This window comes from Actinomadura rugatobispora, from assembly GCF_055379765.1.
In genome coordinates this window covers 11,493,041-11,507,813 of sequence record NZ_AP029191.1, presented here as the reverse complement: position 1 = coordinate 11,507,813, position 14,773 = coordinate 11,493,041, and the positions used below count along the sequence as shown (strand labels likewise).

At 74.3% G+C, this 14,773-nt stretch carries 13 protein-coding genes; 6 read left to right on the top strand and 7 right to left on the bottom strand.

Annotation, left to right across the window (positions count from 1 at the left end; translation table 11 throughout):
- Positions 1–60 precede the first annotated feature (60 nt).
- The 3 genes from asnB to ACZ466_RS51550 all read left to right on the top strand — a co-directional run bounded on the left by asnB (position 61) and on the right by ACZ466_RS51550 (position 4,335).
- Positions 61–2,037, top strand: coding sequence for an asparagine synthase (glutamine-hydrolyzing) (asnB, locus tag ACZ466_RS51560; RefSeq protein ID WP_378282791.1), 1,977 nt, complete (start codon positions 61–63; stop codon positions 2,035–2,037).
- A gap of 1 nt (position 2,038) precedes the next feature.
- Entirely contained in the window at positions 2,039–3,454 is a 1,416-nt protein-coding gene (locus tag ACZ466_RS51555) for a pyridoxal phosphate-dependent decarboxylase family protein (protein WP_378282792.1), read from the top strand.
- 65 nt (positions 3,455–3,519) lie between these two features.
- A complete protein-coding gene (locus ACZ466_RS51550) occupies positions 3,520–4,335 on the top strand; it encodes an SAM-dependent methyltransferase (RefSeq protein WP_464042256.1) in 816 nt (271 codons plus the stop codon).
- A 70-nt stretch (positions 4,336–4,405) separates the two neighbouring features.
- Here ACZ466_RS51550 and ACZ466_RS51545 read toward each other — a convergent pair whose 3' ends face one another.
- The 6 genes from ACZ466_RS51545 to ACZ466_RS51520 form a co-directional block, all read right to left on the bottom strand.
- On the bottom strand, positions 4,406–5,725 hold the full coding sequence (locus tag ACZ466_RS51545) for a glutamine synthetase family protein (protein WP_378282793.1): 1,320 nt from the start codon (positions 5,723–5,725) through the stop codon (positions 4,406–4,408).
- A complete protein-coding gene (locus ACZ466_RS51540) occupies positions 5,722–6,600 on the bottom strand; it encodes a type I pantothenate kinase (protein ID WP_378282794.1) in 879 nt (292 codons plus the stop codon). The genes ACZ466_RS51545 and ACZ466_RS51540 overlap by 4 nt, the downstream gene beginning before the upstream one ends.
- Complete coding sequence (locus ACZ466_RS51535; protein ID WP_464044066.1) at positions 6,590–7,249, bottom strand: HAD family hydrolase; 660 nt, start codon at positions 7,247–7,249, stop codon at positions 6,590–6,592. The genes ACZ466_RS51540 and ACZ466_RS51535 overlap by 11 nt, the downstream gene beginning before the upstream one ends.
- A 73-nt stretch (positions 7,250–7,322) precedes the next feature.
- Positions 7,323–8,144: a transglutaminase-like domain-containing protein gene (locus ACZ466_RS51530; RefSeq protein ID WP_378282795.1), complete on the bottom strand. Its 822-nt coding sequence runs from the start codon at positions 8,142–8,144 to the stop codon at positions 7,323–7,325.
- Positions 8,141–9,397 carry an ATP-grasp domain-containing protein gene (locus ACZ466_RS51525; RefSeq protein ID WP_378282796.1) on the bottom strand — a complete coding sequence of 419 codons (1,257 nt, stop codon included), beginning with the start codon at positions 9,395–9,397 and terminating at the stop codon, positions 8,141–8,143. The genes ACZ466_RS51530 and ACZ466_RS51525 overlap by 4 nt, the downstream gene beginning before the upstream one ends.
- On the bottom strand, positions 9,394–10,245 hold the full coding sequence (locus tag ACZ466_RS51520; RefSeq protein ID WP_464042253.1) for a ketoacyl-ACP synthase III family protein: 852 nt from the start codon (positions 10,243–10,245) through the stop codon (positions 9,394–9,396). The genes ACZ466_RS51525 and ACZ466_RS51520 overlap by 4 nt, the downstream gene beginning before the upstream one ends.
- Positions 10,246–10,657: 412 nt before the next feature.
- Here ACZ466_RS51520 and ACZ466_RS51515 point away from each other — a divergent pair, with 412 nt between their 5' ends.
- The 3 genes from ACZ466_RS51515 to ACZ466_RS51505 all read left to right on the top strand — a co-directional run bounded on the left by ACZ466_RS51515 (position 10,658) and on the right by ACZ466_RS51505 (position 13,504).
- On the top strand, positions 10,658–12,007 hold the full coding sequence (locus tag ACZ466_RS51515) for a tetratricopeptide repeat protein (RefSeq protein WP_378282798.1): 1,350 nt from the start codon (positions 10,658–10,660) through the stop codon (positions 12,005–12,007).
- 82 nt (positions 12,008–12,089) lie between these two features.
- Complete coding sequence (gene panB, locus ACZ466_RS51510) at positions 12,090–12,959, top strand: 3-methyl-2-oxobutanoate hydroxymethyltransferase (protein WP_378282891.1); 870 nt, start codon at positions 12,090–12,092, stop codon at positions 12,957–12,959.
- A complete protein-coding gene (locus ACZ466_RS51505; protein ID WP_378282799.1) occupies positions 12,956–13,504 on the top strand; it encodes a flavin reductase family protein in 549 nt (182 codons plus the stop codon). The genes panB and ACZ466_RS51505 overlap by 4 nt, the downstream gene beginning before the upstream one ends.
- A gap of 164 nt (positions 13,505–13,668) precedes the next feature.
- On the opposite strand, the gene ACZ466_RS51500 is transcribed toward ACZ466_RS51505, so the two are convergent.
- Positions 13,669–14,718 (bottom strand): P1 family peptidase, encoded by a 1,050-nt coding sequence (locus ACZ466_RS51500; protein ID WP_378282800.1) that lies wholly within the window; start codon positions 14,716–14,718, stop codon positions 13,669–13,671.
- Between the last annotated feature and the right edge of the window lie 55 nt (positions 14,719–14,773).

Sequence of the window (14,773 nt, the reverse complement as noted above, 5' to 3'; positions counted from 1 at the left end):
ACCGCGGCAGGCGCCGCACCGGCCGGCGCGCCGCTCCAGCCTCACGAAAGGGGCGATCCGATGTGCGGGATCGTTGGCTTCGTTGGACTCGACCTCCCGGCAGACCGGCGGCTGGAGATCATCCGCCGCGGCATGCGGGCCATCGCGCATCGCGGACCCGACGAGACCGGCGTCTACCACAGCCGCGACTACACCCTCGGCACGGTGCGCCTCTCGGTCATCGACCCGCTGCTGGGCCACCAGCCGATGGTGACCGACGACGGCCGGTACGTGGTCGGCTTCAACGGTGAGGTGTTCAACTACATCGAGCTGCGGCGGGAGTTGCGGGACGCGGGGATCCGGTTCCACACCAACTCCGACACCGAGGTGCTGCTGCAGAGTCTCGCCCACTGGGGGCGCGGCGCGCTCGACAGGCTGAACGGCCAGTACGGGCTGGCCTTCTACGACCGGTTGACACGCGAGCTGGTGCTGGCCCGCGACCCGTTCGGCGAGCGTCCCCTCGTCTACACCGAGACCGGCGGCGGCCTCGCCTTCGCCTCCGAGATCAAGGGGCTCTTCGCGCTGCCGGGGGTCGCGCGCGAGATCGATCCCGGCGCACTCCGCCGGGCCGCCCGCTACTGGAGCCCCTTGGCGGGGGAGACGTGCTTCCGGGGCGTGGCGTCGATCCCTCCCGGGCACCTGCTGTCCATCCGGGACGGCCAGGCCGAACTCGTCCGCTGGTACCGCGGGCTGGACGAGCGGGGCGCGCCGCCGGAGACGTTCGAGGAGGGCGTGGCGGGCCTGCGCGAGCGGATGGCCGACTCCGTCCGGCTGCGGCTGCGCGGCGACTACCCCCTCGGCGCGTACATCAGCGGAGGCGTCGACAGCGCGGTCACCGCCTCGCTCGTGGGCCGGCTGCACGACGAGCCGCTGCGGACCTTCTCGCTGGAGATCCCCGATTCGCCGGTCGACGAGGAGCCCTACCAGCGCGCCCTGGTCGACCGGCTCGGCTCGCGGCACAGCACGGTGAAGGTCACCGGCGCCGACGTCAGGGAGCGGTTGCCCGGCGTCGTCCACCAGTGCGAGCAGCCGTTCCACCTCACCGCGCCCGTGGCGTACGCGATCCTGGCCGGGCACGTCGGGGCCTCGGGGACGCGGATCATGCTGGGCGGCGAGGGCGCCGACGAGATCCTCCTCGGTTACGACATCGCCAAGGAGGCCATGATCCTGGATCGGCTCCGCGACACGGCGCCCGCCGAGCTCGCCCCGCTGCTGGAGGGCGTGCTGAGCGACGTCCGGCACAGCGACAGCACCCCGGCCGCGGAGATCCTCTCCTTCTACGCCGGCCGGCTGGGCGGCGAGGACGCGGCCCTGGGCGCGCATCTGCGCCGCTTCGAGGCCGAACCGGTCGACGAGCTGTTCACCGCGGGGGAGGACGCGGGCGGGCACGCGGCGCTGCTGGCGTCGCTGCGCGAGGCCGTGCCGGGCTTCGACCGGGCCGCCCCGGCGGAGCGGTCGGCCCTGGTGGACCTCTACACCTTCCTCATCGGCTACGGCATGACCTGCCTCGGAGACCGGGCCGGGACGGGGTGCGGCGTCGAGGGCCGCTACCCCTTCCTGGACCGGCGGCTGGTCGAGTACGCCTACGCCCTGCCCCGCGAGTGGAAGCTGAACGACGCCTACCGGGAGAAGCACATCCTGCGGGCGGCGTTCGCCGACGAGATCCCGGCGCCGATCGCCGCCCGCGGCAAGTTCGGCATGCGGGTGCCGGGCGTGGAGGCGCTGCTCCCGAGCGGGGAGGACGACTGGGTGTCCGACGTGCTGGCCCCGGAGTCGGTCCGCGCGACGGGCTTCCTGGACGCGGCGGCGGTCGACCGGCTGGCGCGGCGGGTGGCGGAGGGCGTGCCGGACGGCCGCTCCGCGGCGGCCGGCCTCTACGTGCGCGTGCTGACCATCCTGCTGATGGAGCGGTCGCTGGTCCGCGACTACCGGGTCCCGGACGCCGACATCGACTCGATCATGAAGCGGTGCGTGGACGGCGACGAGGAGGTGCGGTGACATGGGCGATCCCGGCATGGACCCCGGCCTGGACGATCTGCGCGACACCGCCGGCGCCGTTCTCGACGAACTGGTGCGCTTCCTCGCCGACTCGCGGTCGGGCGAGCGCCCGGTGGTCTCGACGGCCCCGATCGACGAGGTGGAGAAGCTGCTGGAACTCGGCCGGTGGACCCGTGAGGGGGGCATGGACGCCGAGGACCTCGTGCGGTTCGTGCGGACGTACTGCGGCCTCGGGGCGGCCTACCACCATCCGGGCTACCTCGCCCACCAGATCGCCCCGTCCGACACGCCGGGGATCGTGGCCGACCTGGTCCAGTCCGTCCTGAACAACGCGCCGCTGATCTACGAGCTGACCCCGCCGGGCGCCGCCGTCGACCGCGCGGCCTGGCGCTGGATGCTGGCCAGGGCGGGCTGGGGCGAGAGCGGCACCGGCACCCTCACCCACGGCGGGAGCCTGGGCAACCTGATCGCCCTGGTGGCGGCGCGCGGCCGGGCCGACGAGGACTCCTGGCGGCGCGGCAACCGGGGCCGCCTCGTCGTGCTGGCCGCGCCGAGCGGGCACTACTCGCTGCGCAAGGCCGCGGCCGTGATGGGGCTCGGCGCCGACGGGGTGCGGCCGCTCCCCGTCGACGCCCTCGGCCGCATCCTGGTCGACCGCGTTCCCGAGGAGATCGCGGCGGCGCGGCGGCGGGGCGAGCGGCCGATCGCGCTGGTCGCCAACGCCTGCGCCACCGGCACCGGCCTGTACGACGACCTGGCCGGTCTGGCGGGCGTCTGCCGCGAGCACGCCCTCTGGCTGCACGTGGACGGCGCGCACGGCGCGTCGGCGCTGGTCTCGGACCGGTACCGCCACCTCATGGCGGGCCTGGAGGGAGCCGACTCGCTCACCTGGGACGCGCACAAGATGCTGCGCGCGCCGGTGCTGACCACCGGGGTGCTGTTCCGCGAGCGGGAGTCCTTCGACGGGCTGTTCGAGCAGGACGCCAGCTACCTCTTCGAGCCGCGGATGCGGGACGTCGACCCCGGGCAGCGCACGTTCGAGACCACCAAACCGCCGATCGGCCTCCGGATCGTGCTGGCGCTGGCGATGCGCGGCGAGCGGGGGCTCGCCGAGTACGTCGACCGGCAGTACGACCTCGCGCACCGGGCGTGGGAGAGCCTGCGGGAGACGCCCGGGTTCGAGCTGCCGTACGAGCCGGAGAGCAACGTGCTGTGCTTCCGCTACGGGCCGGCGGGGGACCGGCAGCTCGACCTTCGCCGCCTGATCAACGAGGACGGCGGCTTCTACCTGTCCTCGGTCCGGATCGGCGAGGCGGCGCACCTGCGGGCCGCGTTCATGTCGCCCACCACCGGCGCCGAGGACGTCGACGCCCTGGGAGCCGCCACCGCCAGACTGGCCGCCGCCCTGCGGCCCTGACCGCGCCCGATCGAACCAGCCCGCGACCGCCCTGACCAGCACCGTCCGTACTGGAGGACCGGCCCGTGTCCAGTTTCCCCGAAGGCCCCCCGAGCCACCTCGCGCCCGGGATCGACCCGCACGTGGCGAGCATCGCCCGCATCTACGACGCCTACCTCGACGGCAAGGACCACCTGCCGGTCGACCGGGAGACCGCCGAACGCGTCGCGCGGCGGACGCCGTGGGCCAAGCCCGCGGCCCGGTACAACCGCATGTTCATGGTCCGCGCCGTCGAGGACGCCGTCCGCGGCGGGATCCGGCAGGTCGTCGACATCGGGAGCGGGATGCCGACCGAGCCCAGTTCGTTCAGCGTCGCCCGCGCCGTCGACCCGGCCACCGTCGTCGTCGGTTTCGACAACGACCCGGCCGTGCTGGCGCGGGCACGGGGACTGGAGGATCAGGGCGTGCGGATCCTGGAGGGCGACATCAGGGATCCGCGGCGGATCGCGGCGGGGCTGGAGCCCCTGATCGACTGGACGCGCCCGGTCGCGCTGGTGGCCACCGCGGTGCTGCAGTTCGTGCCCGACCGGCTGGACCCGGTCGGCCTGCTGCGCGTGCTGAGCGACCGGCTGTCGCCCGGGAGCCGGCTGGTGTTCTCCCACTCCTCCACCGACGGCACCGCCCCGGAGGTCGTCGCCGGCGTGGAGGAGGTCTACGGGCGGAGCGCGACCGCCCCCATCACCTACCGCAGCGACGAGCGGATCATGGAGTTCCTCGCGGGCATGAGGCTCCTGGAACCCGGGCTCGTCGCCGTCCAGGACTGGCTGGGGCCCGACCGTCCCGCGCCCCCGGCCGGCCCGGCCGTGCGCGTCGCGGCGGCCGTCGGCGTCCTGGACGGTTGACGGCCGCCCGGCCCCGCACGCGAGGCCGCCCCGGGGGAGCACCCCCGGGGCGGCTCGCCGGCACCCGCGGTCAGACGGCGCTCAGGTAGCGGCCGCGCTCCCAGTCCGACACCTGGGACCGGTACGCCTCGTCCTCCCGCCGCGCGATCGCGCACAGCAGCTCGACGTACTCCTTGCCGAGCACCTCCTGCGCGAACCGGCTGTCGCGCAGCCGCCCGGCCGCGTCGGCCAGATGGATGGGGAGCGGCTCCGCCCCCGGCGCCGTGTAGGCGTCCGTCGACGCCTGGGGGTCCGGCTCGGTCCGCTCGGCGATGCCCGCCAGCCCGGCGGACAACTGGTACGCCTGGACCAGATAGGGATTGGCGTCGGCCGCCGCGACCCGGCTCTCCCACCGGGTGCCGTGGGCGTGCCGGGCCAGGCCCCGGATCGCCACCGAACGGTTGTCGATGCCCCACGTCAGGTTGACCGGGGCGAACGAGTGCTCGGCCAGGCGCTTGTAGGCGTTGGGAGTCGGCGCCGCGATGAGATGCGCTTCGCCCGAGTAGCGCAGCAGGCCCGCCGCGTAGTGCCGCGCCGTCTCGCTGAGCCCCTCGCCCTCGGCGTCGTAGAAGACGTTCTCGGTCCGGCCCGGGCGCCACAGGCTCTGGTGGACGTGCAGACCGCTCCCCGACAGGTCCCCGAACGGCTTGCCCATGAAGGTGGCCAGGCGGCCGTGCCGTTCGGCGAGCTGCTTGACGGCGTAGCGGAAGAACAGCAGGTCGTCCGCCGCCGAGAGCGGGTCCGACGGGGTCAGGTTGATCTCGACCTGGCCGGGCGCGTACTCGCCCCCGCACGCCTCCACCGGCACGCCCGCCTCCTCCAGCGCCGCGCAGATCTCCGCCAGCAGCGGCTCCAGCCGCACGTTGTCGTGCAGGCTGTAGACGGGATTGCGGTCGGAGTCGGGCCGCAGAGTCTCGCGGTCGAGGACGTAGAACTCGGTCTCCAGCGCGAAGAACGGGTCGTAGCCCGCCTCCACGCAGCGCCGCTGCGCGTCGCGCAGGACGGTGCGGGGCGAGAGCCGGACCGGCCCGCCGCGGCCGTCCACCAGGTCGCAGAACACCAGCGCGGTACGGGGCTTCCACGGGACCGTCCGGAGCGTTCCCAGGTCGGGCCGCAGGAAGACGTCGGAGTACCCGTTCTTCCAGTCGTAGTCGCTGATCTCCAGGACTTCCATCGCGTAGTCCCAGGCCAGCACGGCCGAGGAGAGGCCGACATCGCCGGCCAGCCCGTTCTCCCGGAACGAGGCGAGAGGGAGCCGCTTGCCGCGCAGCGCACCGGTCACGTCCGGCGTCGCCAGCTCCACGGTGTCGATCCCGTGGGCGGCGAGGAACTCGTCATGGTCCTGAGTCATCCCGTCCCGCCCTTCCGAAGGGGACCGTGGTCCCGGAGCCGTACGGAGGAGACCGAGTGGTCGTCCCTCTTGGTCACCAGCAGATCGGCGAAGCCCCTGCTGGGGACGATGTTCTCGCGGGCGTTGACGATGTTGACCTCTTCCCAGACGCGCTCGACCATCGCTCTCGACTCCTCCCGGGTCATGGTCCACGCGGGCTGGGTCACTTCCCGCATGCGCTCGGTAATCAGTTGCATGGCGCGGTCAAGGTACCAGGCGCGCACGGCGTCGGGGGCGGCGTCGAGGTAGAGCGTCACGTCGAAGGCACCCTCGGCGACCGCCTCCGCCGTGTCCGGCCGCATCAGCGTGGCCACGTAGACGCCCTCCACCAGGACGACGTCGGGGTCGCGGAGGTGCTGCGCGGCGTCCGGGACGATGTCGTACGAGTGGTGCGAGTACACCGGGACCCTCACCTCGGGCGCGCCGCGCCGCAGCTCGTCCAGGAACTCGCCCGCCCGGCCCAGGTCGTAGGACTCGGGGAACCCCTTGCGGTGCATGATGCCCCGCTCCCGCAACTCGCGGGCCGGCAGGAGGAACCCGTCGGTGGCCACGATCTCGATCCGGCACGGCGCGGCGCCGCTGTCCATCAGCCGGGCCAGGATCCGGGCGGTGACGCTCTTGCCCACGCCGACCCCGCCCGTCAGGCCGATGACGAACGGGCGCCGCGCGCCCGCGCCGCCGGCCCGGGCGGCGCGCGCCGCCTCGGCCAGCCGGGTCAGGTGCCGGGCGACCGGGGCGTAGGTCACGGCGACCGCGGGGGCCACCCCGTCCACGGCCGCCGCGGCGTCCAGCTCGGCGGGGGTCGGCGCGGCGCCGGTCGCGAACTCAGTGGGCACGGTCCCTCCCCTCGGAGCCGGCGCCGGCCTCCTCGGGGACCGGGAAGTGCCCGTCGAGGGCGCGCTCGGTGGCGGCGCGGCTCTCGTGCAGCACGCCGATCATCCCCGCCCGGGCCGCCCCGGCGACGTTGTCGGCGAGGTCGTCGACGAAGACCGCCTCGTGCGGGGCCACCCCCAGCCGCCGGGCGGCGTGCCAGAAGATCTCCGGCTGCGGTTTGCGCAGGCCGATCTCGCCGGAGATCAGCACCTGGTCGAAGGCGCCGTCGATCAGCGTCCGGGGGTAGTCGTTGCCCCAGCTGTTGGACAGCAGCGCGGTGCGGTGGCCCCGGTCGCGCAGCCGCCGCACCGCGGCCAGCAGCCGCAGGTCCACCTCGAAGTGGCCGAACAGCCGCCCCATCAGCCCGGACGGCTCCACGGCCACCCCCGAGACGCGGCGCAGCCGCAGGGCCAGCGCCCGCTCGAAGGTCTCCGGGCCGACCTCACCGCGCTCCAGCGCCGTGATCATTCCGCTGCCGGCCTGCTCGCCGACCCCCGCCCCGCGCAACTCGGCGAGGACGTCCATGACCGCCGCCACGTCCAGTCCCTCGCTGCGCGACCATGCCGCCACCGACGACTCGAAGCCGGTGGTGAGCACGCCCACCCAGTCGATGACCAGCGCGCGCGGCCGTACCGCCGTCGCTGTGATGATGCCCTCCGCTCCCGTCCTTTCGGACGCTCTGCGATCACGGGTAATGCGTCACCAGGTCCGGATACAGCCGCACCATCTCGGTCGCCAGGAACCGCGCGGGCACGTCGTGGAACGTCCCGTGCGTCTGGACGTAGCTGAGGAAGCGCTGCCCCGAGTTGTCGAACTGCTGCAGCATCGCGTCGGACTCGCCGTCGAACTCCAGCGGCGGCACGCCCGCGCGCCGGCACATGGCGCTGTCGAAGATCGGGGTGACCTTGACCCACCGCCCGTGCAGGAGCACCTCCGCGTAGCCGTGCCAGGCGAACACGTCGGTCCGCATCGCCTTGCGGAGCCGCCGGTTGCTGAGGTGGTTGCGGACGTCGGCGAACGCGGGCCTGGCCGCCAGTCCGGACGCCCGGCACAGCGCCGTGTAGACCGCCGACTTCCCGACGCAGTAGCCGAAGCCCGCGGCGAGCACGCTGCTGGCCCGGTAGGTGGACAGGTCGCGGAAGTAGTCGGCGGTGGTCTGGGCTCCGGGCCCGCGCTCGCCGGGCGGGAACCCGTAGCGGATGTCGTCGCGGACGGCGTAGTAGAAGGCGCGCGCCTTCTCCGCGGGCCCGGTGGCCGGGCCGGCGATCGCCTCGGCGGCGGCGCGGATGCTGGGATGGTCGCTGTCGACGTATTCCGCCGGCCTCCGGTACACCAGGACGCGGTCGGTCTGCAGGGCGTCCTCGTTCCGCGTGCCGCCGCCCTCACGCGTGCCGCCGTCGGTTCGCGTGCCCCCTTCGTCCCGCGTGCCGGTCTCGGCCCGCCTTCCCCCAGTGCCGGCAGCGCCGCCGGGTGCGCCGCTGTCGGGTGTGCCGCTTTCGGTCCTCACGAGGTCCTCCTCGCCTCGGCTTGCCGGTGCCGCGGGAGGGCGCCCGCCGCCTGGAACCAGGCGGCCCCCCGCGCGCCCTCGACGTCGTCGAGCAGTCCGGCCAGGTCGGTGTTCCACAGGAGCAGGGATACCCCGAGCACGGCCTGGCGGTTCTGATGGCCGTCGCGGCCCGCCCGGGTGAGGTGCAGCCGGTGCCCGGCCGGCAGGGTGGGCACCTCGGCGGGACGCTCACCGGCCCTGACCGGCACCCACAGCCAGGCGGCCAGCGTGCCGCCCGGACGGGGCGGCGGGACCTCCAGGCCCGCCTGCATCCGCAGGTTCGCCACTTCGAGGTTGGTCCCGGCGTGCACCCGGGCCATCTCCGAGAGCAGGGCCCCCGGGGCCCGCGCGGCGGTCTCCAGGACGACCGGCTCGCCGGAGCCGGTGAGCACGAACTCGGTGTGCGCGACGAAGGAGCCGTCCGCGCCCAGCGCGTCGATGACGCGCGCGTTCAGCTCCCGGGCCTGCGCGGTCAGAGGGTGGTCCGCGGGCACCGTGTACCCGCCGTAGCGCACCCCGTCCTCCAGCCCGAGCAGCGGACCGAGGTAGCCGCCCGCCTGGACGTGCTCGATCCGCCCGTCCCGCACCAGCGCGTTCACATGGTGCAGGCTCCCGTCCAGGTGTTCCTCGACCTGCCAGCCGGGCTCGCCGTCGTGCGCGGCCAGCCAGTCCGCGAGCGCGGACTCCGAGGCGATGATCTCCACGCCGCGCGAGTTCGCCTCGCGGCACGGCTTGACCACCGCGGGCAGGCCGACCGCGCGCGTCACCTCCGCGCGAGCGTCCGGCGAGTTCCGGACCGCGGGGGCGAACGGGAGGAACCTGGGGACCCGCACGCCCGCCGCGCGGAGCCGCTCCTTCATCAGGACCTTGTCGAGGTAGTGCGCCGGGACCGCGGGGTGCCGCGCCGGCAGGCCGAGGGCGGCCCGGAGCCGCGCGCACGCCTCGACGCAGTACTCGTCGTTGGCGACGACCTGCAGTGGCCCTTCCGACGCCATCCGGCGGAGGAGGCCCTCCCAGCCGTCCCGGTCCGCCGCGACGACCTCGGGCACGGGGCCGGGGGCGTCCTCGCGCACGACCGGCCCGGACGTCCCGTCCCGCAGCACGAGGACGCTGAACCGGTCGGCGGGGAAGGCTTCGCGCAGGTCCGCGGTCAGCGGCTGCCGGGACTGGAGCACGACGATCCGCTCCCCGGCCCCCCGCGCCCCGGGAGTCATGGGCCTTCGATCCTCAGGACGGCGCAGGACCAGCTGAACCCCGCTCCGACACCCAGCAGCGCGACCGTCTGGCCCGGTGCCAGAAGCCCCTGCGTGTGCAGCCGGTGCAGCCCGGCGATCTGGTCTCCGGCGCCCAGGTGGCCGACGGTGCGGCCCCAGCTCCACAGGGTGGACTCCAGCGGGATCTCCAGCGGATCCAGGTAGTAGGTGCGCAGCTCGTGGAGCCCGATGAAGGGCAGGACCCAGTGGTCGATCTCCTTCTTGTGGACCTTCGCCTCCTCCAGGGCGGGGGCGACGGTGGCGGCGGCTCCGGCGGTGAACCTGCCGGCCACCTCCTTGAGGTCGTTCCTGGACAGGTACTCGCGCTTGCGCTGCCGGAACGACGGCGTGAAGTCGGAGTTCGGCCGCTCGACGTACCCCGCGTCGCCGCGGTGCAGCCCTTCCAGCGAGGAGTCGCAGCGGATGGTCAGGGAGAGGATCCGGGCGAAGCCGCGTTCGCGCGAGAGCAGCAGCGCGGTGGCGCCGTCGCCGGGGATCAGCCCGTCGTCGTAGTTCCAGCGGCCGCCGGGCAGGTCCCCGAACCGGTCCCCGGTGGTGACCAGCGCGGCGGAGCCGCCCCGGGCCTGCAGGTACGCGACGGCCAGGTCCAGGGAGGTGAGGCCGCCGTTGGACCGCTGGCCCACCTCGAGCACGGGGGAGTGGCCGCCCACGGCGGACCGGTGCACGTACGCGCCGGCGTGCCATCCGCTCAGCCCCTGATTGGAGATGAAGGCATAAAGCGTCAGCGCCACGTCCTCGGGCGCGTGCGATGAGGCGGCGATCGCGTCCCTGGCGGCCTGCGCCGCCATTTCCGCGGGAAATCCCTCGTTGCTGACGGCAATGGATTCCAGCTGCGTTTCTTCGAGGTCCTCGGCGGAGTAGAGCCCGTCGGCGACGACCTGGCTGAGCGGTATAGACGGTGGTATGCGCACTCCCGTGCCACCGATATGGAAGTCGCTCAGAACCATCATCGCCCTTTCGAAGTACGGGAATGGTGGCGCAAGGCTAACCAGGGGCGGTTCCGCCAGTCGAGATCTTCGGCGGGCGGAACGCGGCGGCCGTCCGAGCCGCCGCGCAATTGTGTCAACCGCCGGGCGGTGCGGGTCCCGCCGGCGGGACGGCCCCGGCGGCGCCGTGTGGGTCCGGGGCGCCGGGGTTAGTGTCCTCCGGGAGAGGGGCCGCCCCCGCGGACTCCCGGAAAAGGAACGGAGGGGGCCGCACATGCAGACCGATGAGTACGATCTCCCGCTCAACGCTCCCGACGCCGCCGCCGTCACCGCGCTCCGGCGGTCGGTCGGCCGACTGCTCCGCTTCCGGCACGGAATGCTCGATCCCGTGGAGCCGTGGACGGCCGCGGGCGAGCCGTTCCCTCTGGCCTCGGTCCTGGACGCCTACGTCGGCGCGCTGAGCACCGAAGCGGGCATCGCGGCCGAGTCGGGCGCGAGGTTCGCGGCCGCCCGCCGCGGCTTCGCCGGGCTGGCGCTGACCGACCGCGAACGGGACCACGTCGAGGCGGCCGGGCTGCTGCTGGCGGGCGACCTCGGCGCCGCGGGCGCCGTCCTGGCGCGGATCTCGATGCGGCACCCGCGCGACCTCATCGCCCTGGCGGTCGGCCACCAGGTCGACTTCCTGCGCGGCGACGCGGTCGCGCTGCGCGACCGGATCGGGGCGGTGCTCCCGTTCTCCGGGGAGGATGATCCGCACTACGGGTGCCTGCTCGGCATGTACGCCTTCGGCGCCGAGGAGAACGGGCACTGGGAGTACGCCGAGGAACTGGGCAGGCGGGCCGTCTCCCTGGACGCCGAGAACGTCTGGGCGATCCACGCGGTCGCGCACACCTACGAGATGCGGGCCCGGGGCGACGACGGTCTGCGCTGGATCGAGGAGCGGCGCGGTCAGTGGGACGGCGACAACTACATGCGCCTGCACATCGCCTGGCATCATGCCCTGTTCCTGCTGGAGGCGGGGGACGCCGACGCCGTGCTGCGGATCTACGACCGGACGCTGGCGCCGGAGAAGACCTCCGGGACCGCGCTGGAGATCCTCAACGGATCCTCCCTGCTGTGGCGGCTCCACCTGGCCGGAGCCGACGTCCACGACCGGTTCACGGAGCTGGCGAAGGCGTGGCGCCCGCGGGCGGGCGAACCGTGGTGCGCCTTCAACGACTGGCACGCCGCGATGTGCTTCGCGGGCGCGGGCGACGCGGACGCCGCCGCCGAGCTGCTGCGCTCCCGCGAGAGGTACGCCGCGGAGGCCGGGAGCGCGGAGGCCGAGAACGCCGCCGTCACCGCCGCCGTCGGGCTCCCGGTGTGCCGGGCGATCGTCGCCTTCGCGCGCGGCCGCCATCGGGAGGTCCTCGACCTGCTGATGCCGGTCCGGCGGGAGCTGTACCGGTGCGGCGGCAGCCACGCGCAGCGCGACGTCGTCCACCAGACGCTGCTGGAGGCGGCGCTGCGCGCGGGACGCCGCGACGAGGCCCGGACGCTCGTCGGGGAGCGGCTGGCCGTCCGGCCCGCGAGTCCCTTCAACCGGCGCAAGAAGCTCGAGCTGACCGCGACGGCGGACGCCTGAACGGCGGATGCCCGCCCCGGAATTCCTGAACTCTGAACGGCCGATACGCGTGAACAGCCGACAGGAGGATCGTTCGATGACCATGTCCACGACTGGGACGGGCGGGGCCGAGACGCAGGCTCCGTACGGTTCGGGCGCGGCGCAGGCGACCAGCCGCAAGCGCGTCCGCGTCCACCATTTGCGGCAGATGAAGGAGCGGGGCGAGGTCTGGCCCATGCTCACCGCCTACGACATGTACGTCGCGAAGATCTTCGACGATGCGGGCATCCCGGTGATGCTCGTCGGCGACTCGGCCTCGAACAACGTCTTCGGGTACGAGACCTCCCTCCCGGTCACCGTCGAGGAGCTGCTGCCCCTGGTCCGGGCCGTGACCCGCGCGACCTCCCGGGCCCTGATCATCGCCGACCTGCCGTTCGGGTCCTACCAGGCGTCCCCCGAGCAGGCGCTGGCCGCGTCGGTCCGCTTCATGAAGGAGGGCCGGGCGCACGCGGTCAAGCTGGAGGGCGGCCGCCACTACGCCGAGCACGTCGAGGCGCTGGTCGCCGCCGGCATCCCGGTCGTCGGGCACCTGGGGTTCACCCCGCAGAGCGAGCACATGCTCGGCGGCTACCGGGTGCAGGGCAGGGGTGACTCGGGGGAGGAGATCCTCGCCGACGCGCTCGCCCTCGAACGGGCCGGCGCGTGCGCCGTGGTGCTGGAGATGGTGCCGGCCTCGGTCGCCAAGCGGGTGACGGCGGAGGTGCGCATGCCCACGATCGGGATCGGCGCGGGCCCCGACTGCGACGCGCAGGTGCTGGTGTGGCAGGACATGGCGGGCCTGCGCACCGGCAGCCTCCCCCGGTTCGTCAAGCAGTACGCCGGGCTCGCCGAGACGCTGTCCGACGCGACGCGGCGGTTCGCCGAGGACGTCCGGGCCGGGACGTTCCCCGGCCCAGAGCACTGCTTCGAATGACGTCCGTCGACAACGCGGCGGGGCCGACCCAGTCGGCGTTCCGGCGGGTGATGGGCGCCTTCCCGACGGGGGTGACGGTCCTGGCCGCGATGGCCGGCCGCAGCCCGCGGGGCATGACCGCCAACGCCGTGCTGTCCCTGTCGCTGGACCCGATGCTCGTGCTGGCCGCGGTGAAGCGCGGCGGGCGCTTCGCGAGCACCATGGCGGGCGTCCGGGAGTTCTCCGTGAACGTGCTGGCCGAGCAGCAGCGGGAGATCGCCGACTGGTTCGCCTCGCCCGTGCGGTACGAGGCGCCCGACGAGTTCGCCGCGGTGGCGTGGCGGCGGTCGCGGCGCACCGACGCCCCGCTGCTGGAGGGCGCCGCCGCCCACCTGGACTGCCGCGTGGTGGAGCTGACGCCGGGCGGCGACCATGTCGTGCTGGTGGGCGAGGTTCTGGACTGCGCGGCCGACCATGACCGCAGCCCGCTGGTGTGGTTCGGCGGCGGGTACTGCGGCCTCGACCGTGCGGCGGGAGTCCGCGGGGACGGCGGCCCGCGGGCCTGACCGCGGCGGGCCGAACGGCGAGCCCGTCCCGCCCGGGTGGGCGGGACGGGCTCGTTGCCGCGTCCGGGGCTCCGCCCGCCGTCCCGCTGGCGGGACGGTGCCGGAGATTCTCACGGCCGCGCAGCCGTACGCAGCCGTGCGCGGCCGTACGTGAAAACCGCCGCTCATTCCGGAAAGGCGCTCGGGTAGGCGTCCCTGTAGCTGGGCACCCCCGGCCATCCCTCGGCCCGCAGGAGTCCGCCCAGCGCCGCGCGGACGAAGACGTCCCCCGCCACCGCGAGCAGATCCTGGAAGGCGGCGAAGTCCGGCTCCCTCTCGCCGAGCGACGCGGCGAACGCCGCGTCGCCGTCGGTCAGGGTGTGGACCGGCCGGAGGGTGCGGGCCATGCCGTCGTGGGCGGCCGTGGCCAGCCTGCCGCACCGGCCCCGATCGAGGCGCGCGTCGGTGGCGAGCACCGCCAGCGTCGTGCTGCGCGGCACCCTCCGGTACCCGGTCGTCACCGCCGCCGGTTCCGCGGACCGGGGACGGCGCAGTCCGGCGAACGCGCCCGGCAGCCCGTAGCGCGCCCCGTACAGCTCCCCGGTGCCCGGGTCGACCGGGGAACCGCTGGCGTTCACCACCGCGAGCGCGGCGACGGTGAAGCCCGCCGGCGTGATGGCGCTGGCGGTGCCGACGCCGCCCGCCAGACCGCCGGCGACGGCGCCCGTGCCGGCCCCGACCGAGCCCTGCGCGACCGGCCCGTCCGTCGCCTCCTCGCAGGCGCGGGCGCCCATGGCGGCGTCGGGCGCGGCGCGGAACCGCCCGCCGCGGCCCAGATCGAAGATGCTGGCCCCCGGCACCAGCGGGATCCGCTCGGTGCGGTCGGGGCCGGCGACCAGGCCGTGCCCGTGGTCGGCCAGCCAGCCGGTGACCCCGGCCGTCGCGGCCAGGCCGAAGACCGAGCCGCCCGACAGGCTGATCGCGTGGACGCGCTCCACCAGGTTGCGCGGATCGAGCAGGTCGGTCTCGTGGGTGCACGGCGCTCCGCCGGACACCTCGACCCCCGCCACCGCCCCGTCCGGCGGGAAGAGGACGACCGTCACCCCCGTCCGCCACCCGTCGCCCCGGCGCTGGACCTGGCCGACCCGCACACCCGCCACGTCCACCAGCGAGTCGGCGGGACCGGTCCGCGGCATGGCGACCTCCCCGCCCTCGGTGCCCTTCGTCGTCGGCATCGCCGGCCTCCCGCCCGCTCCGTCGTTTTCTCGTCCCGCCAATGGTGCAAGGATG